The following is a 23,970-nucleotide window of genomic DNA, read 5'->3' on the forward strand; positions in this document are numbered from 1 at the left end:
GTCATCCCCGGGGACCCGCGCCGGGACCCGGGGCGTCAGCGGAGGGTCACGACCATCGTCTCCGCATCGCCGCGGTCGTCCACCGCTGAGAAGCCCTCGCTCCGGTAGAGCCGCCGGGCGAAATTGTCGGTGGCGACGTTCAAGGACACCCGCGCGTAGCCGGCCGCGCGCGCCTGGCCGAGCGCGGCCTTCAGCAGGGCCCGGCCGACGCCCTGGGCGCGCCAGACGGGACGCACGCCGAGCGTCAGCTCCGGAACGCCCGGCGCGACGAAGCCGCGACCCGGCACCGCCGAGGAGAACAGCCGGGTCCAGCAGGCGCCGATCCGCTCGCCCTCGGAGGTCTCGGCGATGGAGCCGAGGTCTCCCGGTCGCGGCCAGCCCGCGACGTACCGGCGGGTGGACTCCTCCTCGAGGACGTCGATCCGCGTGCGCGCGGTCGTCCAGTTCCAGTTGGCGGCCTCGACGAGCATGTCCGCGAGGAAGGGCGCGTCCTCGCTCCGGGCGGTGCGGATGCTGTGGTCCACGTGCGGCCTCCTGGCTGCTCGAACGGCGGTCCCCCGCGGACGGTGCGCACTCCCCCGGGTGCTGGGAGCCGGACGGAGGCGGCGGGACCGCCTCCGTCCGACCGGGTCAGGCCTCGATGACGAGCGGGACGATCATCGGGCGGCGGCGGTAGCTCGTGTTGACCCAGCGTCCGACGACGCGGCGGATGGTCTGGGAGAGCGCGTGCTGGTCGTTGACTCCGCTCTGCACCGCCTCCTCGAGCGCCTTCGCGATGCGCGGCTTGACCTCGTCGAAGACGCGGTCGTCCTCGGCGAAGCCCTTCGCGTGGATCTCGGGTCCGACCACGATCCGCCCCGTGCCGGCCTCCACCACGACGATGATCGAGATGAAGCCCTCCTCGCTGAGGATGCGGCGGTCCTTCAGATCGGCGTCGGTGATCTCGCCGACGGTCGAGCCGTCGACGTAGACGAAGCCGAGGTCGAGCTGCCCGACCACCGAGACCTTCCCGTCGAGCAGGTCGATCACCGTGCCGTCCTCGGCGATGATCGTGTTCTCCTCCGGGATGCCCGTGTCGCGTGCCAGCTTCGCGTTCGCGACCAGGTGGCGGTACTCGCCGTGGACCGGCATCACGTTCAGCGGCTTGAGGATGTTGTAGCAGTAGATCAGCTCGCCGGCGGCGGCGTGCCCCGAGACGTGCACCTTGGCGTTGCCCTTGTGCACGACGGTCGCCCCGAGCTTCGTCAGCCCGTTGATCACGCGGTAGACGGCGTTCTCGTTGCCCGGGATCAGGCTCGACGCGAGGATGACGGTGTCGCCCTCGCCCGGCTGGATCTGGTGGTCGAGGTTGGCCATGCGGCTGAGCACCGCCATCGGCTCGCCCTGCGAACCGGTGGACATGTAGACGATGCGGTCCTCGGGGACGTCGCTGGCCTTTTTGACGTCGATGAGGACGCCCTGCGGGACCTTCAGGTAGCCCAGGTCGGCCGCGATGCCCATGTTGCGGACCATGGAGCGGCCGAGAAGCGCCACTCGGCGGCCGGTGGCGTGGGCGGCGTCGAGCACCTGCTGCACGCGGTGCACGTGGCTCGAGAAGCTCGCCACGATGACCCGCCGCGTCGCCTTCGCCATCACGCTCTCGATGACGGGGCCGATGTCGCGCTCGTTCGGCGTGAATCCGGGCACGTCGGCGTTCGTCGAGTCGACCAGGAACAGGTCGATGCCCTCCTCGCCCAGGCGGGCGAACGCGCGCAGGTCGGTGATGCGGCCGTCCAGCGGCAGCTGGTCCATCTTGAAGTCGCCGGTGTGCAGCACCGAGCCGGCGTCCGTGATGATCGCGACGGCGAGCGCATCCGGGATCGAGTGGTTCACCGCCACGAACTCGAGCTCGAACGGCCCGAGGTTCTCGATGTCCCCCTCCTTCACCGCCAGCGTGTAGGGCTTGATCCGGTGCTCCTTCAGCTTCGCCTCGACGAGGGCGAGCGTGAGGGTGGAGCCGATCAGGGGAAGGTCGCGCTTGAGCTTGAGCAGGTAGGGGACGGCGCCGATGTGGTCCTCGTGGCCGTGCGTGAGCACGACGCCCACGACGTCGTCGAGGCGGTCCTTGATCGGGCCGAAGTCGGGGAGGATCAGATCGACGCCCGGCTGGTTCTCCTCCGGGAAGAGCACGCCGCAGTCGACGATCAGGATCTTGCCGTCGATCTCGAAGATCGTCATGTTGCGGCCGATCTCGCCGAGACCGCCCAGGGGGACGATGCGCAGGGTCCCGGCCGCGAGCGCCGGCGGGATGATCACGGGACTGGGCATGCGTGCTCCTCTTCGTTCGTCTCTCGCCGGGCGCTGCCGCTCGCGCGGCGTCAGCGGGTGGTGCCGGCGACCTTCGGCAGTGCGCCGCCCGCGGCCGCGTTGCGGTCGGGACGGAAGTTGCGGAAGTCGACGCCCGGGATGTCGCGGACGAGACCGAGCTCGTCCTCGATGAGCGCGGCCTCCGACTCCTCCGGGCCGACGAGCGGCAGGCGCACGCGCGGCGAGGAGATGCGCCCGAGGCCGTGCAGGATGTACTTCACCGCGACGGTGCCGGGCACGTGCGTCATGAGGGCGCGCACGAGGGGCTCGAGCTGCTGGTGCGCGAGGGTCGCGGCGCGCAGATCGCCCGCGTTCACGGCGTCGACGATGGTGCGGTAGGGCGCGGAGGCGACGTTGGCGGTCACTCCGATGAGCCCGGTCGCGCCGATCGCGAGCTCGGGGAGCACGTTGGCGTCGTCGCCGCAGAAGTACATGAGATCGGTCTGGTTGAGGACCCGGCTCACCTCGGACAGATCGCCCTTGGCGTCCTTCACGGCGAGGATGTTGGGGTGCTTGGCCGCGCGCAGGATCGTCTCGTAGCGGATGGGGACGCCGGTGCGGCCCGGGATGTCGTAGAGGATGACGGGCAGATCGGTGGCGTCCGCGATCATCCGGAAGTGCGTGAGGATGCCCGCCTGCGTGGGCTTGTTGTAGTACGGCGTGACGATCATGTTGCCGTCGGCGCCGGCCTTCTCGCTCTGACGCGCGAGCTGCATCGCGTGCGCGGTCTCGTTCGAGCCTCCGCCGGTGATGATCTTGGCGCGGCCCGCCGCGACGGACTTGCCGACCTCGACGAGGCGGATCTTCTCGGGGTCGGTGAGCGTGCTCGTCTCCCCCGTCGTGCCGGTGACGACGATGCCGTCGGCGCCCGCTGCGATGCAGTCGTCGATGTGCTTCTCGACACCGGGCCAGTCGACCTCGCCGTCGGCGGTGAACGGGGTGACCAGGGCGACCAGGACCTGGCCGAAAGGATTCTCCGGAGTTGACACGAGGCCAGGGTAGCGGGTCGGCGACGGCGCGCCGGAGGACGGATCCGTCGGATCGGAGGGTCGCGCGACGCGGGAGTGGACCGGTGCGATCTGCAGGGGGTCGTGCGATCTGCAGGCGATTTGCGGAGGAAGACGCATTCCTCCGCTCGGCCCCGCCGTGACGGCGAGGATCCCCTGCAGACCGTTCACACGTTCTCCGGAGGGGAGGAACACCCGGCAGCTCTCAGCTCCGCCAGTGGTCGCCGCGCGAGAGCGCCGCGACGATGTCCGCCTCCGCGAGGTCCCAGCCGTCGTCGATCAGGGTCGTGCGGAGGTGGTGGATCCGGTATCCGAGGGAGCCGAGAGCCGCATCCCTGCGGTTGTCGCTGTCCGCATCGTGGAAGGCCGCACCGTCCGCTTCGAGCACGAGGACCTCGCCGATCACGAAGTCGACACGGCGTCCGCCGATGCGGACCTGCTGGCGGAACGCGATGCCCAGGCGGCGGAGGCGGAAGGCCACCTGCGACTCGAGTCCGCTCTCGGAGAGAGCGCCGGCCCACTCGAGGAGAGCCCGCATCGGAAGCGGCAGGCGTGCGAGGATCCGGGCCTTGCCCGCCGGGCCGAGCCGTCGGTGGTGGAGTGCGGACTCGAGCAGCACGAACGCCGCCTCCGCGCCGAGACACGACGCGGCGGTGACGATGCAGTCCTCGAGGGACTGGACGAGCGCGCGCGGAGGCGGTGCCGACAGGGACCAGTGCACGTGGACGTCCGGATCCGCGAGCAGCCGTCGCGCGTACTGCTCGCGATCACGCAGGCGGGAGGCGTGCTCGGGGACGGCGACGTGGAGACCGCGGAAGCGAGGTACCCAGAGTCCGTGGGAGACCGCGGCATCGGCGCAGGCGAGCACTCCGCCCACCCGGAAAGCCTGCTCCACTCGCCCGTCGAGGCCCGGGAGGCTGTACCAGCCCTTCCGGATGCGGACGAGCGAGCCCGCGACGACCGCATCACGCAGCCGGCGCGGTGTCGTTCCCTCCCGGAGGAACTCCTCGGTCTTCACCACCCCGCCGGAGCGGAGCACTGTCGTCGAGGAGGGGTGCACGGGGACAGTCTCGGGACCTCGACACGACACGAGGAGGAGACGGCGGCCTTCTGGGGAAGGGCGTGCGCGATGCCGACGTGGGGAGGGAGAACGGCGACGTCTCGAGCGCACGATCTGCAGGGGATCCGCGGCCATCGGGACCGGGTAGAGCGGTGGGAAGCGCATTCGTCCGCGGAGTACCTGCAGAGCGTGCGAGTACCTGCAGAGCGTGCGGTGGGACGGAGTGGGGCGCGGACCGGCGGCCGGAGGGGCTAGGGGGCGACGCGGCCGTTGGCGTTGAAGGCGGCGTAGGTGAGGGGCATGAGCTCCTCGAAGCGCTGCTCCATCTGCTCGGCGGCCATCTCGATCTCGCGCTGCGGGAAGGAGGGGAAGGTCGAGTCCTCGCGCTTGGTGCGCAGCGACAGGAAGTTCATCAGCGAGCGGGCGTTCAGCGTCACGTACATCGACGAGTAGATGTTCAACGGCAGGACGATGCGGGCGACCTCGCGGGCGACGCCCTCGCCGAGCATCCGCTGGTAGGCCTCGAAGGCCTGGGTGCTGGCGCGGCGGGTCTCGGCGACGACGAGCTCGGTCTGCTCCGGCGTGCCGGGCTCGAAGGAGTAGGCGCCGGGCTTGCCGACCTGGATGAGGTTGCGCTGGGGGCCGGGCACGTAGAAGACGGGACGCAGCTCGCGGTAGCGGCCCGACTCCTCGTTGTAGGAGGCGATGCGGTGCCGCATGAACTCGCGGAAGACGAAGATCGGCGCCTGAACGTAGAAGGTCATCGAGTTGTGCTCGAAGGGCGAGCCGTGGCGGTCGCGCATCAGGTAGTTGATGAGGCCGCGATCGCGTTTGCGCTGCAGCTCGGCATCGGCCTCGTCGGCGTCGTCGAGCGCTCCGGCGAGCGTCTGCTCGCCCTGGGTCGAGACCCGGGCGGCGAAGAGCACGTCGGAGTCGTGGGCGCTGGAGCGGACGAGCTCCACGACGACGTCGGATCGGAACTCGATCGAAGGTCCGGTCTCGGAGGGATTCGGATCGTTCTTCTGCTCGGTCACCGGATCACGATAGAGCACGCCCGCTCCGGCCGCCCGGGCTGCGCGGCTCGACTTCCCGCGCAATGAACGGACGTGCACGCGCCGTCCGCGCCTAGCCTTCCTCCGTGGACCCCCTTCCGATCGCCGCTCTGCTGGCCGGACTCGTCGCCGTCGCGACGGGCCTCGGCCTCGCCTACCGGCGCTCGCTCGGGCGCGTGCGCGCACGGCCCGCGCTCCGGGGCGAGCGGATCGATCCCGCCGACCTCGTCCCCGGGGCGGCTCTGGGCGCCACGGCGACGATCCTGCAGTTCTCGACCGAGTACTGCACGCGCTGCCCGGCGGTCCACCGCATACTCGACGGCCTGGCCCGTGAGCGCGACGGAGTGGCGCACCTCGACGTCGACCTCACGCACCGCGCCGACCTCGCCGACCGGTTCCGCGTGCTGCAGACGCCCACCCTCCTCGTCCTCGACCGCGACGGGATCCCCCGCAGCCGCATCGCGGGCGCCCCGGCGCGCAGCGTCGTGCTGGACGAGCTCGACCGACTCCTGGAGACCCCGTGACCACTCCCGCCCCCGCCGACCGCGTCGACCCGCGCGGACCGCGCTTCGCCGCCTCCGTCACCGCCCTCCTCCTGCTCGTCGCGGTGGGGCTCTCGCTCGCGGCTCCGGCCCGCGCCGACCTGCCCGCCCGCCTGGTGCAGCCGGGATTCCTCGCGCTCGCGCTGATCGCCGCGCTCTTCGCCTGGTCGGCGGCGCGAGGCGTCGGCTCCGGACCCTGGGCCGTCGTCTTCCGCCGTCTGGTGCGCCCGCGCCTGGCTCCGCCGTCGGAGTGGGAGGACGCCCGGCCGCCGCGCTTCGCGCAGCTCGTCGGCCTCGCCGTGACGGCCGTCGGAGTCGTGCTGCACGTCGCGGGCGTGCCCTACGCCGTGCCGGTCGCCGGGTCGCTGGCGTTCCTCGCCGCGTTCCTCAACGCGGTGTTCGGGCTGTGCCTGGGCTGCGAGCTCTACCTGCTGCTGGTCCGGGCCGGGCTGCTCGGGCGCTCGGCGGCCTCACGGGCGTGAGGCTCTAGGCTCGTTCTCACCTCGCGGGCCGCCCGCGACGGGCCTCGGGAGGCACAGATGAGCGACTCATCCGCACGGCACGCCGACACGGACGGCGCCGACGCCCCGTCCCGCCGCTCCGCTCGCGAGAGCGCCGAGCGTCCGTCGGTCCTGCCGCCGGCGCAGGCGCAGCCGGACGTCGCGGCGTCGGAGCCCGTCACGCCTCTGACCGTCCTGATCTCGGGTGCGAGCGGCATGATCGGCACGGAGCTGAGCCGCCAGCTGCGCGCGGACGGCCACGAGATCCTCCGCCTGGTGCGGCACGCGCCGACGCGCGCCGACGAGTTCCACTGGGCGCCGACCTCGCACATGCTCGACTTCAGCGTGCTGGACCGCGTGGACGCGGTCGTCAACCTGTCGGGCGCCTCCATCAGCCGGCTGCCGTGGACCTCCTCCTACAAGCGGGAGATCCTGGACTCGCGCGTGCAGGCGACCCGGACCCTCACCGACGCCATGCGGATGGCGTCCTCTCCCCCGTCGATCCTGCTCAACGCCTCCGCGGTCGGCTTCTACGGCGACCGGCCGGGCGAGGACCTCACCGAGGACTCCGCCCGCGGCGAGGGCTTCCTCGCCGACGTCGTCGCCCGCTGGGAGGACGCGGCGCACCTCGCGCCGGAGTCGACCCGCGTCGCGACCCTCCGCACCGGGCTCGTCCTCGGCGACGGAGGAGCGCTCAAGCCCCTGCTGCCGCTCACGAAGCTCGGACTCAGCGGACCGCTCGGCGGCGGCGGGCAGGCCTGGCCCTGGATCAGCCTCTACGACGAGGCGGCGGCGATCCGCCACCTCCTCACGTCGACGCTGTCCGGACCCGTCAACCTCGCCGGGCCCACCCCGCGACCGCGAACGAGATCATGAAGACGCTCGCCGAGCGGCTGCACCGTCCGTTCAAGCTCCCGGTGCCCGGCAGGATCATCGAGCTCGCCCTGCAGGACGCCGGCCACGAGCTGCTGCTCTCGAGCCAGCGGATGCTGCCGGAGCGGCTGCTCGAGGACGGCTTCGTGTTCCGGCACCGCACGGTCGCCGAAGCGCTGGAGTGGGTCCTCGCCTGACGCCCGACGGGCGTCCCCGCCGGATCAGGCGGGGGCGTCCCTCTCGAGGGCGATCGACGTCCTGATCGCTCCCCGGGCCCGCTTGCGGTCGCCGCTCGCGTCGTAGGCGAGTCCGAGGCGGTACCACGCCCGCCAGCTCTGCGGATCGGCGTCCACCTCGGCCGCGTAGCTCGGGAACAGGGCGTCGGCCTCCTCGCGCAGCGGGCGGCCGCTGGCGCGGGAATCGAGGACCTCCTCCGGCAGCGCGTCCTCGGACTCGAGTCTCCGGCCCAGGCGCTCGGCGCGGAGACCGAACAGGAGCTCGCGGACGAGACCCCAGACACCCACCGCGCCGAGGATGAGCAGTCCCAGGCCCATCACGATGCCGGGGACCGTGCCCGCGGCGAACGCGACCACGGAGTACTGCAGGCAGACGAAGAGGTAGAGGGCGAGCAGGACCGCCATCAGTCCGACGCCGATGCGGGTCCTCACGGCGCGCTCGTCGCTGCTGCGGCCTGGCCGGAGGGCGCGTCGTCGACCGGCGCCGGCTCGCTCGGAGCCCGCTCGGCCAGCGGCGCCGCATCGAACGCCGCGCGCAGGTCGAGGAGGGCGTCGAGCCCGACCACGACCCCCGAGGTCGAGCGCACCGCGTGGAGCGCCCTCAGGATCCCGGCCTCGTAGGAGGCGGGCGAGGAGGTGTCGTGGCGCAGCGTCACGGTCTCGCCGGTCCCGCCGAACACGACCTCCTGCCGGGCCTCCACTCCGGGCAGGCGCAGACTGTGCACCGGGATGCTCGCCACCTGCTGTCCGCGGGCGCGCTGGTCGGTGTGCGGCGCCTGCACGGGGCCCAGCTCCGCCCTGGCCTGCAGGATCAGCTCCGCGGTGCGGACGGCGGTGCCGGAGGGCGAGTCGACCTTGCGGGCCCCGTGCGTCTCGACGATCTCGACGGCGTCGAAGAAGCGGGCGGCCACGGTCGCGAGCGCGGTGGCGAGGACGGAGCCGAGCGAGAAGTTCGGGATGATGACGACTCCCGCGTCGGGCTGCGCCTCGACCGTGCGGCGCAGCGCCGCGATGCGGTCGCCCGTCCAGCCGGAGGTGCCGACGAGCACCTTGCGGCCGTGGGCGACCGCGAAGTCGACGACGCCCTGGCTGACCGCCGGGACCGTCATGTCGACGACCACGTCGGCCGCGAGCATCTCCTCCGGATCGCTCCGGGAGCCCAGCCGCGCGACGAGCTCGAACTCGTCGGAGGCGTCGATCAGCGAGCAGGTGAGGGAGCCGAGTCGGCCGGACGCGCCGACGACGGCGACGGAAGTAGTCACTCCGTCAGCGTAACAACGCGGGTGCTCCCGGGGGCGGGCGCCGCACCCGGGCGGTCGGCTCAGTAGGGCTGGGCCTCGGGCAGGCCGGTCCGCAGCTCCACCGGGAGATGGGCGAGGTCGTTGTGGACGACGAGGACCGGGGGCTTGCGCGAGCGGACCCGGATGATCGTCAGTCCGCAGTTGGCCTGGTTGAGCCCGAGCCAGCGCCAGTCCGGGGCGTCGAAGACGTGCCGCACGAACCAGCCGATGACGAAGTTGTGGGTGATGAGGAGGTCGTGCCGGTCCTCGCGGGAGGGCGCCAGGAACTCCGACACCGCGTCCTGCATCTGCGCGTGGCCCGCCTCGATCTCGGCCGGCGTGACGCTGCCGAAGAACGGCTCGAAGGCGCGCGGCATGTCGGGCGTGGGCCCGGAGGGGATGCAGTCGAACAGCAGCGAGGACGGCTCGATCGCGAGCCCGGGCAGGACCGCGCGGAACCGGGCGGCCGTCTCCTCGGCCCGGCGCAGCGGCGAGTGCCAGGCACCCGTGAACGGCACGCCGCCGAGCCGCTCGGCGATCAGTCGGGCCTGGCGCTCCCCGCGGGCCGACAGCGGCCCGTCGGGCATGCCGTGCTCGGCGTCCTGCTGCTCGCCGTGACGGACGAGGTAGATGTAATGGGACACGTGGGGCTCCCCCGGGTGCGGCGCGACGGTGCGCGGTCAACGGTCGTTCGCGAGAACGGATCAGACGGTGGGAGCGCTCTCGATCTCGGCGATCGCGGCGAACGTCGACGCGTCGACCGCACCGACGGCCGAGATCGACGAGGGCCCCCTCGCCAAGTCTGCCGCGAGAGCCTGGACATCCTCCGCGCCGACGCGCGCAAGACGGCGCAGGCTCTCGTCCAGGTCGACGAACTCGCCGAACGTCAGCTCGGCGCGGCCGAGCCGCGACATCCGCGTGTCCGAGTCCTCGAGGGCGAGGGCGGCGGCGCCGGACAGCTGGCCGCGGGCGCGCCCGATCTCGTCCTCGGAGACGCCGTCCTCGGCGAGGCGGTGGAACTCCGAGACGAGGAGCTCGGCGACCGTGCCGGCCTTGGCCGGCGTGCTGGCCGCGTACAGGCCGAAGATGCCGGCGTCGGAGTAGGACGGGGCGAACGAGTAGACCGAGTAGGCGAGGCCGCGCTTCTCGCGGATCTCCTGGAAGAGGCGCGAGGACATCCCGCCGCCGAGGATCGAGTTGAGCACGCCCATCGTCATCCGTCGGTCGTCCGCCGCGGCGAGGCCCGGGAACCCGATCAGGATGTTGGCCTGCTCGGTCGGGCGGTGCACGATCGAGAGCGCGCTGCCCCGCTCGTAGCGGGCCTCGAGACCGGTTCGGCGCGCCACGGGAGCCGCCGGGACCGAGAGGTCCCAGCCGTCGGAGGAGAGCACGCGCTCGAGCAGCGCGACGAGGGACTCGTGCTCGACGGCGCCGGCGACCGAGACGACGAGGTCGCGCGGGCTGTAGGCGGCCCGGTAGTGCGCCCAGACGGCGTCGCGCGTGGCCTCGCCGATGGTCTGCGGGCTGCCGCCGATGGGGCGCCCGAGCGGGTGATCGCCGAAGACGGACTCGAACAGGCGCTCGCTCGCCACATCGGCGGGATCGTCGTCGGCCATGGCGAGCTCCTCGAGGATCACGCCGCGCTCGGTCTCGAACTCGTCGGGGTCCAGGAGGCTGGAGGTCACCATGTCGCCGATGACCTCGACGGCCATCGGCAGGTCGCGGTCCTGCACCTTGGCGTAGTAGCAGGTGTACTCCTTCGCCGTGAGCGCGTTGTGCTCGCCGCCGACGGAGTCGAAGGACACCGCGATGTCGAGCGCGGAGCGCGACCGGGTGCCCTTGAAGAGCAGGTGCTCGAGGAAGTGGGTGGAGCCGAAGTTCGACGGGGCGCCCGGGCGGCCTCCCTCGGCGGGACGCGCGGGCTGCTCGTCGCGCGAGCCCGCGGCGACCCAGAAGCCGACGGTGGCGCTGCGGGCGCGGGGACGGCCTCGCTCAGGATGCGGACACCGCTGGAGAGGACGGAGCGGCGGACGAGCGAGCCACCGGCGGCCCGGATCGTCGTCTCCGGCTGGTCGAGAGGGAGTGCGACGCCGTGGTTCATCCGACCCACACTAGGTCACGCGCACGCCCCGTCCCGGCCGGCGGTCATCCGTGCAGGACCGGCGTCAGCGCCGGGCGCGCTCGAGGGCGTCGAGGTGCCCCGCGTCGAGCTCGAGCGAGACGGCGCGGACCAGGGTGTCGATCTCGGCGCAGGAGGCGGGCTCGACGGCCGCCGCGGCGACGCCCGGCCGGGCCAGCAGCCAGGCGAGGGCGACGGCGGCCGTCGTCGCGGACAGCTCGGCGCCGATCGCGTCGAGAGCGGCGAGCACCCGCCGTCCGCGCCGGCCCAGATGCACCGACGCGAGAGCCCCGTCGGGGAGGGCCCTCAGTTCGCGCCGCGAACGCGCCGCTCCGTGCAGGAACCCGTGCGCGAGGGGTGCGGTGGCGACGACGGAGAGCCCCTGGCCCCGGGCGACGAGCCCGAGATCGCCCTCGGCGTCCGATCCCTCGAGCAGGCTGTACCGCAGCTCGACGCCGGCGAAGCGCGGCAGACCGTGCCCGGCGAGCACGCGCGCCTCGAAGAGCTCCTCGGCCGCGAATCCCGAGGCGACGACCGCCCGCACCTTCCCGCGCGCGAGCAGGACCTCGACGGCGCTGAGCAGCTCGTCGAGCCTCCCGGCGCTGTCGGGCCGCACCGCGAGGACGTCGAGATGGTCGGTGCGCAGGCGCCGGAGCGACTCGTCGACGCGGGCGACGAGGGCGCGGGGGGACGGCGGGGCGTCGGCGGCCGAGCCGAGCCGGCCGAGGAGGAGGAAGCGGTCGCGGTCGCGGTGGCCGGCGAGCCACCGGCCCACGGTCTCCTCGCCGGCGGCGGAGGCGGCGGTGTCCGTGGCGACGATCCCGTTGCCTCCCCAGGCGGCGTACCGCTCGAGGAGCTCGGGACCGGCGTCGTGACCGCGGCGGCCGAGGGCGGCGGCATCGAGCAGGAGCGGGAAGAGCGCCTGAGCGGAGTCGCCGAGCGATCGGCGCTGCGTGTGGGCGACGACCGGTCCGGTGTCTCCCGGGGAGCCCGGCGAAACGGCTCCCGGGAGGCCTCGGAGGGATCCGTGACGCGTCGCCTTCACGGTCGCGCGGGCCTTCAGCCTCGGCACGCCACCACTCTCCCTGCGGCGGCTCGGGTCCCGCCACAAGCGAGAGTAGTCGAGCGCTGAGCGCCGCTCCGGAGGCGGTGCGGAACGGTTCATCAGATCGTTACACGGACGTCTCCTCCCCCGCCGCGAACCTCCTCCGCTCTCCCCCGATCGCGGTGCGGCGGCCCGTCGGGAGCGAGGCGTCGGGGCTAGATTCGGCCGCATGGAGCCCCTCACCCCGCCCCCGTCGACGCCTGGTGGACCAGTGCCGTCGTCTACCAGATCTACCCCCGCTCGTTCGCGGACTCGAACGGCGACGGCATCGGCGACCTCGGCGGGATCCGCTCCCGGCTGGACCACCTGGCCGACCTCGGAGTGGACGTCGTCTGGCTGTCGCCGATCTACCCCTCGCCGCAGCACGACAACGGCTACGACATCTCGGACTACGAGGACGTCGATCCGCTCTTCGGCGACCTGGCGGAGTTCGACCTGCTGCTGGCGGAGGCGCACGAGCGCGGCATCCGCATCGTTATGGACCTGGTGGTGAACCACACGAGCGACGAGCACGCGTGGTTCGTCGAGTCCCGCTCCTCGCTCGAGAGCCCGAAGCGCGACTGGTACTGGTGGCGGAAGGGCCGCACCGCCGCCGGCGCCTCACCCGAGCTCGAGGCCGCCGGCGAGGCGGGGCTGGACGTCGCCGAGCCCAACGGCTGGCGCTCGTACTTCTCCGGGCCGGCGTGGACCCGCGACTCCGAGACGGACGAGTACTTCCTCCACCTGTTCGCGGTGCAGCAGCCGGACCTGAACTGGGAGAACCCGGAGGTGCGGCGCGCGGTGCACGCGATGATGAACCGCTGGCTCGACCGCGGCGTCGACGGGTTCCGGATGGACGTCATCAACCTCGTGTCGAAGAACCTCGACGAGGTCGACGGCGAGGGCGGCGGCACGGGCATCGTCGGCGGAGTGGGTCCGCGACTGCACGAGTACCTCCGCGAGATGAACGAGGCCGTGTTCGCGGGGCGCGAGGGCGCCTACCTCACCGTCGGCGAGATGCCGGGAGTGACCCTGGAGGAGGCCGCGCTGGTCACCGATCCCCAGCGCCGGGAGCTCGACATGGTGTTCCAGTTCGAGCACGTGGGGATCGACCACGGGGTCGACAAGTTCCACCCGGTGCCGCTGGACCTCGTCGCGCTCAAGGCGAACCTCGCCCGCTGGCAGGACGGCCTCGCCGAGCGCGGCTGGAACTCGCTCTACCTCAACAACCACGACCAGCCGCGGCTGGTCTCGCGCTTCGGCGACGACGGCCGCTACCGCTACGAGTCGGCGACGCTGTGGGCGACGCTCCTGCACCTGCAGCGCGGCACGCCGTACATCTACCAGGGCGAGGAGATCGGGATGACGAACGTGCCCTTCTCGGGCATCGAGGACTTCCGGGACGTCGAGTCGCTGAACTACTATGCCGAGGCCGTCGGCGACCGCGGGGAGGATCCCGAGGAGGTGCTCGCCGGGCTGCGGGCGCAGAGCCGCGACAACGCCCGCACGCCCGTGCAGTGGGACGGCGGCGAGCACGCCGGGTTCACCACCGGAGAGCCGTGGATCCCGGTGAATCCCAACTCGACCGAGCTGAACGCAGCGGCCGATCGGGCGTCCGAGCGCTCGGTCTTCGAGTACTACCGGGCCCTGATCGCGCTGCGGCACGCCGACGAGACCGTGCAGCTGGGCCGGTTCCGGCTCCTCGAGCCCGAGCACCCGACCCTCTTCGCGTTCACCCGCACCGGGGCGAGCGAGCTGCTCGCCGTGGGCAACGTGTCGGGCGAGCCGCTCGAGGTGCCGCTGCTGGCCGAGTGGGCGGGCGCGGAGACGGTGCTGGGCAACGTGCCGGGCTCGACCGGGACGACGCTCGGGCCGTGGGAGGCGCGGGTCCTGCGCCGCTGACCGGGTGCGGGGCCCGGTCGGCGGGCTCCGCACCGCGCACCCGACGACGCTCGGATGCGGCGACGGCTGCTGCTGGCGCTCGGACCCGTCAGGCGGAGGCGCGATCGAGCTGCGCGAGGTCGCTCCGGGTGAGCGGGAGGGCGGCCGCCCCGAAGAGCGACTCGAGCTCCTCGGCGCCGCGGGCGCGGACGACGGCGGCGGACACCTCCTGGTGCGAGAGCACCCACGCGAGGGCGACCGTGCCCGGGTTCGTGCCGTGCGACTCGGCGATCTCGTCGAGCGCGGCCAGCACTTTGTTGCCGTGGCGGCCGACGTAGTCGAGCGCGGCCTCGAACATCACCGACTGCGGCTCGTCCGAGCGGTGGCGCATCGCTCCCGTGAGGTAGCCGCTCGCGAGCGGGAGCCGCGCCAGCGTGCCGAGCTCCTGGCGGATCACCTCGGGAGCGACGTCGGACTCGTAGTCCTTGCGCTCCATCAGGTTGTACTCGGCCACCACGACGGAGAAGGCGGGCAGCCCGTTCAGGGTCGCGACCTCCGCGGCGTGGGCGAGCGCCTCGCCGCCGAAGTGAGCGGCGCCGAGCGCTCCGACGGAGCCGTCCGCGAGGAACGGGGCGACGGCGGCGAGGCTCTCCTCGATCGGCACCTCCGGATCCTCGCTGTCGAACGACAGGAGGTCGATCCGGGTGCCCAGGCGTTCGAGACTGCCCTCGACGGCGGCCCGGACATCGCCCGGCGCGAGGCCGGGGGCATCGGGGTGGCGGCCGACCTTGGTGGCGACGAGCATCCGCTCGCGCGCGCCGCTCGCCTCGAGCCAGCGGCCGATCATGTACTCGCTGCGGCCGGTCGCGTAGTGGTCGGCGGTCGAGATCAGGGTGCCGCCGAGCGCCGCGAACGCGTCGAGCGCCTCGGTGGTGTCGTCGATCCCGGCGGCCCAGCCGAAGACGGAGCCGTCGAGGGCGAGCGGATGCACGGGGAGGCCGGTGCGACCGAGGGTGCGCTGGGGAGCGGCGGGCGTCTCCGGCTCGGTGGCCAGGGGCGTCGGGTCGATCACGGTGTTCCTCCGGTCGGGGCGGTGCGACGGCGCGGTGCGGCCACGCTACCCCATCGGCCGCAGAACGACGGACGCCCGCCCCACCGGAGTGGGACGGGCGTCACGACGTGCGGGAGGGATCAGCTCTCGACGGGAGCCTCGACCGGCGCCTCGGCTCCGGCCTCCTCGGCCACGACGGGCGCGAGGGACAGCTTGCCGCGGTCGTCGATCTTGGTGATCGAGACGAGCAGCTTCTGGCCGACTCCGAGGACGTCCTCGACGTTCTCGACGCGCTTGCCACCGGCGAGCTTGCGGACCTCGCTGATGTGCAGCAGTCCGTCCTTGCCCGGGAGCAGCGAGACGAACGCGCCGAACGTCGCGAGCTTGACGACGGTTCCGAGGAACTGCTCGCCGACCTCGGGGTTCGTCGGGTTCGCGATCGCGTTGACCTGGGCGCGGGCGGCCTCGGCCGACGGGCCGTCGACGGCGCCGATGTAGACGGTGCCGTCCTCCTCGATGGAGATGTCGGCGCCGGTCTCGTCCTGGATCGCGTTGATCGTCTTGCCCTTGGGGCCGATCAGCTCGCCGATCTTGTCGACGGGGATCTGCACCGAGATCACGCGGGGCGCGGTCGGGGCCATCTCGTCGGGCTGGTCGATCGCGGCCGTGAGCACGGCGAGGATCGTGCTGCGCGCGTCCTTGGCCTGCTTGAGCGCGGCGTCGAGGACCGACGACGGGATGCCGTCGAGCTTCGTGTCGAGCTGGATCGCGGTGACGAACTCGGAGGTGCCGGCGACCTTGAAGTCCATGTCGCCGAGCGCGTCCTCGGCGCCCAGGATGTCGGTCAGCGCCGCGTAGCGGGTCTGACCGTCGACGACGTCGGACACGAGGCCCATGGCGATGCCCGCGACCGGGGCGCGCAGCGGCACACCGGCGTTGAGCAGCGACAGGGTCGAGGCGCAGACGGAGCCCATCGAGGTCGAGCCGTTGGAGCTCAGCGCCTCGGAGACCTGACGGATCGCGTAGGGGAACTCCTCGCGGGAGGGCAGCACCGGCACGAGGGCGCGCTCGGCGAGGAAGCCGTGCCCGATCTCGCGACGCTTCGGCGACCCGACGCGACCGGTCTCACCGGTCGAGTAGGGCGGGAAGTTGTAGTGGTGCAGGTAGCGCTTCTTGGTGACGGGCGACAGCGAGTCGATCTGCTGCTCCATCTTGAGCATGTTCAGCGTGGTGACGCCCAGGATCTGGGTCTCGCCGCGCTGGAAGATCGCCGAGCCGTGGACGCGCGGGATGACCTGCACCTCGGCGTCGAGCGGACGGATGTCGGCGAGGCCGCGACCGTCGATGCGCACGCCGTCGCGGAGGATGCGTCCGCGGACGACCACCTTCGTGACCGACTTGTACGCCGCTCCGACCTGGCCGTAGGCCTCGGCCGAGAGCTGGCCGGACGCGATGCGCTCGGCGATCTGCTCCTTGACCTTGGCCTTGAGGGCGTCGTCGGCGTCCTGGCGCTCGACCTTGTCGGCGATCGAGTAGATGCGGACGAGCTCGTCGTAGCTGAGCTCGGCGACGTTGTCGTAGGTCTCCTGCGCGTAGGGCAGGAACACCGGGTAGTCCTTGACGGGCTTCGCGGTGTTCGCGGCCATCTTCGCCTGCGCCTCGACGAGCGCGCGGATGAAGGGCTTGGAGGCCTCGAGGCCCTGGGCCACGACGGTCTCGTCGGGCTTGGTGGCGCCGGCCTTGATGAGGTTCCAGGAACCCTCGGTCGCCTCGGCCTCGACCATCATGATGGCGACGTCGGAGGAGCCGTCCTCGTTGGTGACGACGCGGCCCGCGACGGTGAGGTCGAAGACGGCGTTCTCGAGCTGCGAGGCCTTGGGGAACGCGATCCACTGGTCGTTGCCCGAGCCGTCGGACATGAGCGCGAGGCGCACACCGGCGATGGGGCCCGAGAAGGGCAGACCGGAGATCTGGGTCGAGGCGCTCGCGGCGTTGATCGCGAGGGCGTCGTAGAACTCGTCCGGAGCGATGCTCAGGACCGTGATGACGATCTGGACCTCGTTGCGCAGGCCCTCGACGAACGAGGGGCGCAGCGGCCGGTCGATCAGACGGCAGACCAGGATCGCCTCGGTGGAGGGGCGGCCCTCGCGGCGGAAGAACGAGCCGGGGATCTTGCCGGCGGCGTAGGAGCGCTCCTCGACGTCGACGGTCAGCGGGAAGAAGTCGAAGTTGTCCTTCGGGTTCTTCGACGCCGAGGTGGCCGAGAGGATCATCGTGTCCTCGTCGAGGTACGCGGCGACCGCTCCCTGAGCCTGCTGCGCGAGGCGGCCGGTCTCGAAGCGGACGGTGCGGGTGCCGTACGAGCCGTTGTCGAGAACGGCTTCGGCGAATGTGATTTCAGGACCTTCCAAGAGGTTCTGTCTCCTTCAACGTATGCAGCGGCGCCCGTTCTGGGCGCCGGCGTTCGTCGGAGCAGCGTTCCGGTCAGGAATCGAGACGATTCCACGGCAGGGCGTCGCGCCGTGCCGTCGTGTGGAGGGCGTTCGTGCTGGCCACCAGTAGAAAAGCTCCGGGTCGCCTCCTGTGCGACGACGCCGCACCTGTGAACCGGGACTCCACCACCGAGGACCAGCCTCCTGCCGGCCTGCTCCGTGATTCGAACCCGGTGACGGCCGGCGGCCGCTGCGGATTCGGAACCGGTTCATGCTATCAGCACGGGTGCCCGACGGCCAGGAATCCGCGGGCGGGCGCTCCGATGCGGCTGCTCGACCGGCGTCGGGCGGAGAGCTCAGCCCCGGGTCTCGTGCATCAGGAGCTGCACCCGGAGCGCGCCCTTCACCGTGACGATGCGCGCCGGCACGCGGGGCTGCTTGCCCGCCTCCGAGAGTCGCGAGAGCGCCGCGTCGACCACGTTCTCGAGACCGCGGGGCACGTATCCGACGAGGTCGGACGGGCGGTGGTTGGCGAAGAGGCGGACCGGCATCGGGGCGTCCACGCGCTCCTCCTCGAGGGTCCGGCGCGGGATCACCGCGGTGATCTCGTCCTCGCCGAGCGCCAGGACCCTGGCGAGCTCGTCCTGGTGCGAGGCGCTGTCGGCGATGCCCAGCAGCGTCTCCCCGCGCCGCGACTTGGGCAGCAGGTCGTAGTCGTAGTCGTCGAGCTTCCCCGATCCGCGGTCGTTCGCGGGGAGGGGGTTCTGGTCGTCGCGTCCGCGTCCGAAGGAGAAGAGCTTCATGCCCCCATTGTGACGCGCGCGGCGACGGGACGGCTCGCGCGAGCGCAGGCGCGGTGCCGGTGCTCGATCAGGCGCGCGAGGAGCGGAGCATCCGCGCGATCGCCGCGAGGACCAGCAGCAGCACGACGGCGACGAAGCCCAGGAGGACGGGCACGGCGGGCAGGAGCGCGAGGGCCGCTCCGATCGCGAGGACGGGGACCGCGAGGCCGAGGTACGCGGCCAGGAACATGCCGGCCAGCACCTCGCCGCGGGCCGCGTCGGAGGCGAGCGAGCCGGCGACCGCGAGGGACAGGCGGAACAGCAGCCCCACTCCGGCGCCCGCCAGCACTCCCCCCGGCGACGAACGGCCAGAGGACGGCCGTCACGGCGCCGACGGCGACCAGCACGAGGCCGACGGCGAGGGCCGAGGCGGACAGCAGGAGCGCGGGGCGGGCGGCGAGGCGGGCGGAGACGAGCTGCGCGACGGCGCCGGCGGCGAAGACTCCGAACGACACGGCGCCGGCGACCAGGTGGGAGGTCTCGCCGAATCGCCCGGCCAGGAAGGTCGGAGCGAGCGAGGTGAAGAGGCCGAAGACGGCGAAGCCGGCGAACGCGCCGACCGCGGCCGAGAGGAAGGCGCCGCGCGACTCGGCGGGCACGGCGAGTCGCTGCGGGCGGTAGGCGGGCAGGACCTCGCGCCGCTCGACGGTCTCGGGCACGAGGGCGACTCCGACGCCGAGGACCACGAGCAGCACGAGGAAGACCTCGTAGGGGACGACGAGCGGGCGGTCGACGGTGACGGCCAGGACGCCTCCGACGAGCGGGCCCAGCGCGAGGCCGCCCATGTTGACGAGCGTCGACACGGCGCGGGAGGTGCCGGGCCCCTCCTCGGGGCGGGCGACGGCGCGCAGCTCGGAGAGGTGCGCGGTCGCGGTGGCCGTCAGTGCGCCGACGCCGAGCCCCGTCAGCAGACGGGCGACCAGCAGGCCGGGGACCTCGGGCCAGAGCAGGAAGACGATCGCGGCGAGCACTTCGACGAGGATCGATGCGAGCAGGATGCGCCGGCGGCCGAGCCAGTCGCTGACGTGGCCGGCGAGGAAGAGGCTCGCCACCACTCCGACCGCGTAGGCGGCGAACACGACGGTGACGACGAACGCCGGGAAGCCGTCGCGGGCCTGGTAGATCGCGTAGAGCGGGGTCGGCACGGTGGAGAACGCCATGACCGCGAGGAACGCTGCGGCGATGACCCAGGAGCCGGGGCCGTGCGGCAGCTCGGGGCGGCGGGAGGAGGGGCCCGCGGGGGCGGGTCGGGAGAGGCGGTCGTCGAGGTCCGGAGTGGTCACGGGATCAGGGTCCTCCCACCGACTCAGTGTGTCCAACGGAGGATCTCGGTCCTATTCATCGATTCAGGTGGATGATGAGGGGATGGACGATCGACAGCTCGCGGCGTTCGTCGCGGTCGCGGAGGAGCTGCACTTCACCCGGGCGGCCGCGCGTCTGTTCGTGGTGCAGTCCACGCTGTCCGCCAGCATCCGCGCCCTCGAGCACGAGCTCGGAGCGGCGCTGTTCGAGCGCTCGACGCGTCGGGTGGCCCTCACCGCGGTGGGCGAGGCGCTGCTGCCGGAGGCGCGCCGGGCGATCGACGGGCTCGACCGGATGCGCACGCTCGCCGCCGAGGACGCCGCGGGACTGCGCGGACGGGTGCGGGTGGGCACGTTCTCCGGGATGGACCTGATCGACCTGCCCGGGGCGCTCGGCGCGTACCGGCGCCGGCATCCGCTCGTGGACCTGCTGCTGCGCACGTCGGCGACCGGATCGACGGGTCTCGCCGAGGACCTGCGCCGCGGACGGCTGGACGTCGCGCTGCTCGCACTCCCCGCGGACGGGATGCCGGATCTCTCCGTCACGCCGCTCGTGGGCAGCGACTACGTCCTCCTGGTGCCGGACGACCATCCGCTCGTCGACGCCGGAGCACCCGCGCCTCAGGACCTCGCCGGAGAGACGTTCGTGGACACGCCGGCCGGCTTCGGTAACCGGGTCGGCGTGGACCGGGCGTTCGTCGCGGAGGGGATCCGCCGACGCGTGGCGACCGAGGTCGCGGATCTTCCGGGATCCCGAGGTTCGTGCAGGCGGGTCTCGGCGTGGCGGTCGTGCCGCGCGCGGGCGTGACGGCGCTCGAGGGGGTGCGCGCGATCACGCTGGACTGGCCGGGTCTGGAGTGGGAGCTCTCGGTCGCGACGTCCTTGCGGCCCTCCGCCGCGGTGGAGGCGCTGACCGCGCTCCTGAGGGAGCGGCGGCGCGACTGACCGTCCGGCGTCAGCCCTCGAGCAGGGGGCCGCGGACGATCGAGTCGCCGGAGTGCGCCGGGTCGCCGTCGAGCGGCTCCTCCGACACGTCGACCAGCGGGTACTCGGAGAGGTCGAGGCCGGCCGGGACGGCGAAACGGCCCTCGGTCCCGTCGAGCGCTCCGAGCGGCACGAGACCGGACGCGTCCTCGGCGATCAGCCAGACCTCGCGGTAGGCGTCGTCGGCGCCCTGCGCGTCGAGCCGCACGATCAGCTCGCGCCCGCCGTCGACGTCCTCGAGCTCGGCGGAGCCGGTCGCGCCCTGCCAGTCGGGGAACGCCTGGAGGTCGGCGCGCGCGACGACGACCACGTCCTCGGTCTGCGACGCCTGCCACCACGCGCCGCCCGCCACTCCGACCACGAGGGCGGAGAAGGCGGCGAGCGAGGTGAGCACCACGCGGCCGGTGCGCCGACGGCGGCGCTCGGGACGGTGCCGGCCGGTGGAGCCGGACTGCGCGACCGGGACGGGAGCGGTGTCCGGTCGCTCCGGGACGGGGGCGAGCACGGGCGCGGCGGTATGCTCCTCGAGACCGAGCTCGTCGCGGATGCGGTCCCAGACCACGGCGGACGGCGTCTCGAGGACGACCGCGCGGCTGTCGCGGCCCACCTCGGCGACGTGGCCGAGCTCGACGAGCTGCTGCGCGCACTCCGGGCACTCGGCCAGGTGCGCATCGGCCTCGCCGCTCGACTCCTCGCCGAGGGCGAGCAGCGCGATCTCATCGGGATCCAGGTGGGTCATGTGCTGCTCACCTCCAATCGGGAGCGGAGTCTGTCGAGGCTGCGGCGGATGTGGCTCTTGACGGTACCGAGCGGGAGCCCGGTCCGCTCCGCTATCTCGGTGTGGGTGAGGTCGTCGTAGAAGGCCAGGCTCATCACCCGGCGGGGCACGGGGTCGAGGCGGGCCAGCTCGTCGGCGACCAGGACCTTCGCCTCCAGATCGACCGGGGTCTCGCCCTCCTCGATCGGAGCGACGGCGACCAGCGCCTGGGTGAGCCGGCGCTCGCGCGAGCGGTTCTCGTGCGCGTCCGCGATGCGGTTGCGCGAGATGCCGACCAGCCAGGCTCCCAGCGCCGCGCGGTCGGGATCGAAGTTCTGCCGACCGGTCCACGCCGAGACGAAGACGCGCTGGACCACGTCCTCGGCGTCGCCCCGGTCGCCGAGCGAGCGCAGAGCCAGAGTGAACAGCAGCGGGGACCACCGCGCGTACGCCTGGGCGAGCGAGGACTCGTCGCCCGCTGCGAAGCGGAGCCCGAGGCGGTGCACGACGGCGCGCTCGTCCTCGGCCCCGTCGAGGGGCGCGCTGGGAAGGGCGTCGGACAGTGGGATGCTCCTGAGGTGGGGACGGCGCTGGACCCTGGCGTCGGGCTGCGCTGCGGCGGTCGCTGCGCTCATCGTACGCGCGGCGATCGGGCGGTCGGAGTCACGGGGACGGCACCGCCGTGACGACCACGTTGCTGAGGTAGTGGCGCGTGTCGTAGTCGAAGTCGCCGCCGCAGGTGATGAGCACGAGCCGCGGCGCTCCGTCGCGCGTGAAGACGGCCGGGAGGTCCACGGAGGTCTTCTCGGTGGTCTCGACCGTCGTCACGGTGAAGGAGCGCTCGGCGCCGTCGTCCCCGGTGAGGCGGACGATCTGGCCGGGCTGCGCCGACTTCAGCTCCGCGAAGGGGCCGAGGCCGTAGGCGAGCGAGTCGACGTGCGCGGCGACGACGATGGTGCCGTCGGGCTCGTCGAGCCCCGCTCCGAACCGGTACCAGCCGGCCGTCGCGGTGTCGGGGACGAGCTCCATGGTGCCGTCCTCCGCCACTCCGACGGGCTCGAGCGGCATGTCGACCGGCAGCCCGTCGACGACGATCCGCGTGGGGGTGGTCGCGGTGCGCGCCGGTGCCGCCCCGAGCCGCGCATCCGCGAGGGGCACGGCCGGCGGAGCGGTGGAGGGGACCGCGGACGGTGCGGGCGGGGGCTGCTGCACCGAGAGGCTCGCATCCGGCGAGGGCACGACCCCTGCCGCCTGAGCGGAGCATCCGGCGACGCCCGCGCCGACCGCGATCGACCCGATCACGACGAGGACGCGCAGAGGGAAGGGCTTCCGGCTCATGGCGTCCTCCTGTGTCGTGATCGGGTGACCGGCCCGGGCGCGCTCCAGCACGCCCGAGCCGGTGGTGTCTCCGCGGGTCAGCGGCCCGCGGCGGCCTTGCGACGGCCGAACAGGGTGGCTCCGCCGAGACCGAGAGCGGCGAGGGCGGCAGCGCCCCACCAGCCCGCGGCGGCGTCGGTGCGGTTGTCGGCGGCGAGTCCGGCCTCACCGGCGGGGACGCCGGACGGGGTCGAGTGCAGACCGTCGATGGTCTGCGTCGCGAGGGCGAGGTTGCCCTTCTCGAGACTGCCCCAGGCGTAGACGATCGTGTTGACGCCCTCCTGGACCTGCACGTCGGCGGGGCCGATGACCGGGGTCGTGGTGCCGGTCGCCGCGACGACCGTCGAGACGGTGGCCGGGGCGAGGTTCAGCACGCCCTCGTTCGGGTTGGTGACGTTCGTCAGGACGGGCGAGCCGCCGGCGAGGATGTCGACCGCGGGCGCGGCGGCCACGTGGCGGACGGTGAGCCGTCCCTCCCCCGCGGCGGTGGTGGAGATGTCGTTCGTGAAGAGCGTCGCCGTGGGGGTGTTGTCGGCCTTCAGATGCGCGGCGGCGGTGTAGCTCTTGCCCGCCTCGAGCGCGAGGTCGATCGGGCCGATGACGGGAGCGCTCGCGTCGGCCGCGTCGGCAGCGGTGATCGCGACGGAGTAGGTGCCGGTGGGGAGGTCCAGCGGCCCGGCGAGGGTGCCGGGGGTGAAGTCGTCGAGCGTCAGTGCTCCGTTGACGTACACGTCCACGGTGGTGTCCGGGACGGCGTGCAGGACGTACAGGTCGGCCGAGTCGGCGTCGGCGGCGCTGGCCGGAGCGGCGGAGAGGCCGACGACGGCGAGGGTGCCGACGCAGGCACCGGTCAGGAGACGGCGGGAGAAGCTGGAGGTGGTCACGGTGTTCCTCTTTCACGATGGGACCCGGAGCGGGTCGGTGGGTACTCGAGAAGGGCCTTCACGCACTACTTCCGTCCGAACCCCCTCGGCGGATGCACCTCGTGGCGATCATTTCCGAGGAATGCCCTGAACCACGCTCGCGGGCGCGGGAACACCCTGTTCAGCGCGCGTTTCCGGCGTTACGCTCGCGCCGAGAGGGAGTGGCGGATGGTGCAGCGCAGCACACCCGGACCCGCGTCGGGCTCGCGGCGCGCTGCTCCGCGGCCCCGGGGCCGCCGCCTGCTCGGATCGACGGCGGCGACCGCGGCGGCCTCGGCCGTGCTCGCCCTCGCGCTGGCGGCGATCGCTCCGCTCGCCTCGCT

At 72.7% G+C, this 23,970-nt stretch carries 24 protein-coding genes and 1 pseudogene; 7 read left to right on the forward strand and 18 right to left on the reverse strand.

Annotation, left to right across the window (positions count from 1 at the left end; all coding sequences use genetic code 11):
- Positions 1-35: 35 nt before the first annotated feature.
- The 5 genes from B0T42_RS06730 to thyX all read right to left on the reverse strand — a co-directional run bounded on the left by B0T42_RS06730 (position 36) and on the right by thyX (position 5,447).
- Positions 36-524, reverse strand: a complete 489-nt coding sequence (locus B0T42_RS06730; protein WP_236720158.1) for a GNAT family N-acetyltransferase — start codon at positions 522-524, stop codon at positions 36-38.
- Positions 525-630: 106 nt separating this feature from the next.
- Entirely contained in the window at positions 631-2,307 is a 1,677-nt protein-coding gene (locus tag B0T42_RS06735; RefSeq protein ID WP_077222474.1) for a ribonuclease J, read from the reverse strand.
- Between the two features lie 50 nt (positions 2,308-2,357).
- A complete protein-coding gene (dapA, locus tag B0T42_RS06740; RefSeq protein ID WP_055793351.1) occupies positions 2,358-3,335 on the reverse strand; it encodes a 4-hydroxy-tetrahydrodipicolinate synthase in 978 nt (325 codons plus the stop codon).
- A 223-nt stretch (positions 3,336-3,558) separates the two neighbouring features.
- Positions 3,559-4,413: a type IV toxin-antitoxin system AbiEi family antitoxin domain-containing protein gene (locus B0T42_RS06745; RefSeq protein ID WP_158078057.1), complete on the reverse strand. Its 855-nt coding sequence runs from the start codon at positions 4,411-4,413 to the stop codon at positions 3,559-3,561.
- Positions 4,414-4,664: 251 nt separating this feature from the next.
- Positions 4,665-5,447: an FAD-dependent thymidylate synthase gene (thyX, locus tag B0T42_RS06750; RefSeq protein ID WP_077222477.1), complete on the reverse strand. Its 783-nt coding sequence runs from the start codon at positions 5,445-5,447 to the stop codon at positions 4,665-4,667.
- Between the two features lie 104 nt (positions 5,448-5,551).
- Here thyX and B0T42_RS06755 point away from each other — a divergent pair, with 104 nt between their 5' ends.
- The 4 genes from B0T42_RS06755 to B0T42_RS22270 are packed head-to-tail and all read left to right on the forward strand — an operon-like array spanning position 5,552 to position 7,577.
- Positions 5,552-5,989: a thioredoxin family protein gene (locus tag B0T42_RS06755; RefSeq protein ID WP_077222478.1), complete on the forward strand. Its 438-nt coding sequence runs from the start codon at positions 5,552-5,554 to the stop codon at positions 5,987-5,989.
- Positions 5,986-6,489 (forward strand): DUF4395 domain-containing protein, encoded by a 504-nt coding sequence (locus B0T42_RS06760; protein ID WP_077222479.1) that lies wholly within the window; start codon positions 5,986-5,988, stop codon positions 6,487-6,489. Before B0T42_RS06755 ends, B0T42_RS06760 begins: the two co-directional genes overlap by 4 nt.
- A gap of 57 nt (positions 6,490-6,546) precedes the next feature.
- Positions 6,547-7,383, forward strand: coding sequence for a TIGR01777 family oxidoreductase (locus tag B0T42_RS06765; protein ID WP_342418214.1), 837 nt, complete (start codon positions 6,547-6,549; stop codon positions 7,381-7,383).
- On the forward strand, positions 7,380-7,577 hold the full coding sequence (locus B0T42_RS22270; RefSeq protein ID WP_342418215.1) for a DUF1731 domain-containing protein: 198 nt from the start codon (positions 7,380-7,382) through the stop codon (positions 7,575-7,577). The genes B0T42_RS06765 and B0T42_RS22270 overlap by 4 nt, the downstream gene beginning before the upstream one ends.
- Before the next feature lie 24 nt (positions 7,578-7,601).
- Here B0T42_RS22270 and B0T42_RS06770 read toward each other — a convergent pair whose 3' ends face one another.
- The 5 genes and pseudogenes from B0T42_RS06770 to B0T42_RS06790 form a co-directional block, all read right to left on the reverse strand.
- Positions 7,602-8,048: a hypothetical protein gene (locus B0T42_RS06770; protein WP_077222481.1), complete on the reverse strand. Its 447-nt coding sequence runs from the start codon at positions 8,046-8,048 to the stop codon at positions 7,602-7,604.
- On the reverse strand, positions 8,045-8,878 hold the full coding sequence (gene dapB, locus B0T42_RS06775) for a 4-hydroxy-tetrahydrodipicolinate reductase (RefSeq protein WP_077222482.1): 834 nt from the start codon (positions 8,876-8,878) through the stop codon (positions 8,045-8,047). Before dapB ends, B0T42_RS06770 begins: the two co-directional genes overlap by 4 nt.
- Before the next feature lie 59 nt (positions 8,879-8,937).
- Positions 8,938-9,540, reverse strand: coding sequence for a histidine phosphatase family protein (locus B0T42_RS06780; protein ID WP_055793368.1), 603 nt, complete (start codon positions 9,538-9,540; stop codon positions 8,938-8,940).
- A 60-nt stretch (positions 9,541-9,600) separates the two neighbouring features.
- A pseudogene (locus B0T42_RS06785) lies at positions 9,601-10,997 on the reverse strand (M16 family metallopeptidase).
- 64 nt (positions 10,998-11,061) lie between these two features.
- On the reverse strand, positions 11,062-12,087 hold the full coding sequence (locus B0T42_RS06790; protein ID WP_158078058.1) for an aldo/keto reductase: 1,026 nt from the start codon (positions 12,085-12,087) through the stop codon (positions 11,062-11,064).
- Positions 12,088-12,279: 192 nt separating this feature from the next.
- Between B0T42_RS06790 and B0T42_RS06795 the strand changes: the two genes are divergently transcribed.
- Positions 12,280-14,001 (forward strand): glycoside hydrolase family 13 protein, encoded by a 1,722-nt coding sequence (locus B0T42_RS06795; RefSeq protein ID WP_077222484.1) that lies wholly within the window; start codon positions 12,280-12,282, stop codon positions 13,999-14,001.
- Positions 14,002-14,089: 88 nt separating this feature from the next.
- Here the strand turns inward: B0T42_RS06795 and B0T42_RS06800 are convergent, their stop codons facing one another.
- The 4 genes from B0T42_RS06800 to B0T42_RS06815 all read right to left on the reverse strand — a co-directional run bounded on the left by B0T42_RS06800 (position 14,090) and on the right by B0T42_RS06815 (position 19,588).
- Entirely contained in the window at positions 14,090-15,052 is a 963-nt protein-coding gene (locus B0T42_RS06800; RefSeq protein ID WP_077222485.1) for an aldo/keto reductase, read from the reverse strand.
- Between the two features lie 119 nt (positions 15,053-15,171).
- Entirely contained in the window at positions 15,172-17,442 is a 2,271-nt protein-coding gene (locus B0T42_RS06805) for a polyribonucleotide nucleotidyltransferase (protein WP_077222487.1), read from the reverse strand.
- A 377-nt stretch (positions 17,443-17,819) separates the two neighbouring features.
- On the reverse strand, positions 17,820-18,266 hold the full coding sequence (locus B0T42_RS06810) for a hypothetical protein (protein ID WP_055793381.1): 447 nt from the start codon (positions 18,264-18,266) through the stop codon (positions 17,820-17,822).
- Positions 18,263-19,588, reverse strand: a complete 1,326-nt coding sequence (locus B0T42_RS06815) for an MFS transporter (RefSeq protein ID WP_236720159.1) — start codon at positions 19,586-19,588, stop codon at positions 18,263-18,265. The genes B0T42_RS06810 and B0T42_RS06815 overlap by 4 nt, the downstream gene beginning before the upstream one ends.
- Positions 19,589-19,670: 82 nt before the next feature.
- On the opposite strand from B0T42_RS06815, the gene B0T42_RS06820 reads away from it, so the two are divergent.
- Positions 19,671-20,414 (forward strand): LysR family transcriptional regulator, encoded by a 744-nt coding sequence (locus B0T42_RS06820; RefSeq protein ID WP_236720160.1) that lies wholly within the window; start codon positions 19,671-19,673, stop codon positions 20,412-20,414.
- Positions 20,387-20,551, forward strand: a complete 165-nt coding sequence (locus tag B0T42_RS21115) for a hypothetical protein (protein ID WP_236720161.1) — start codon at positions 20,387-20,389, stop codon at positions 20,549-20,551. The genes B0T42_RS06820 and B0T42_RS21115 overlap by 28 nt, the downstream gene beginning before the upstream one ends.
- 10 nt (positions 20,552-20,561) lie before the next feature.
- On the opposite strand, the gene B0T42_RS06825 is transcribed toward B0T42_RS21115, so the two are convergent.
- The 4 genes from B0T42_RS06825 to B0T42_RS06840 all read right to left on the reverse strand — a co-directional run bounded on the left by B0T42_RS06825 (position 20,562) and on the right by B0T42_RS06840 (position 23,608).
- Positions 20,562-21,329 (reverse strand): anti-sigma factor, encoded by a 768-nt coding sequence (locus B0T42_RS06825; RefSeq protein WP_077222488.1) that lies wholly within the window; start codon positions 21,327-21,329, stop codon positions 20,562-20,564.
- Entirely contained in the window at positions 21,326-21,982 is a 657-nt protein-coding gene (locus tag B0T42_RS06830) for an RNA polymerase sigma factor (protein WP_077222489.1), read from the reverse strand. The genes B0T42_RS06825 and B0T42_RS06830 overlap by 4 nt, the downstream gene beginning before the upstream one ends.
- Before the next feature lie 28 nt (positions 21,983-22,010).
- A complete protein-coding gene (locus B0T42_RS19115) occupies positions 22,011-22,685 on the reverse strand; it encodes a class F sortase (RefSeq protein ID WP_094742696.1) in 675 nt (224 codons plus the stop codon).
- Positions 22,686-22,762: 77 nt separating this feature from the next.
- Positions 22,763-23,608 carry a DUF4397 domain-containing protein gene (locus B0T42_RS06840; protein WP_236720162.1) on the reverse strand — a complete coding sequence of 282 codons (846 nt, stop codon included), beginning with the start codon at positions 23,606-23,608 and terminating at the stop codon, positions 22,763-22,765.
- Positions 23,609-23,970 lie beyond the last annotated feature (362 nt).

The sequence above is a fragment of the Rathayibacter rhapontici genome (genome assembly GCF_001995175.1).
GTDB lineage: Bacteria > Actinomycetota > Actinomycetes > Actinomycetales > Microbacteriaceae > Rathayibacter.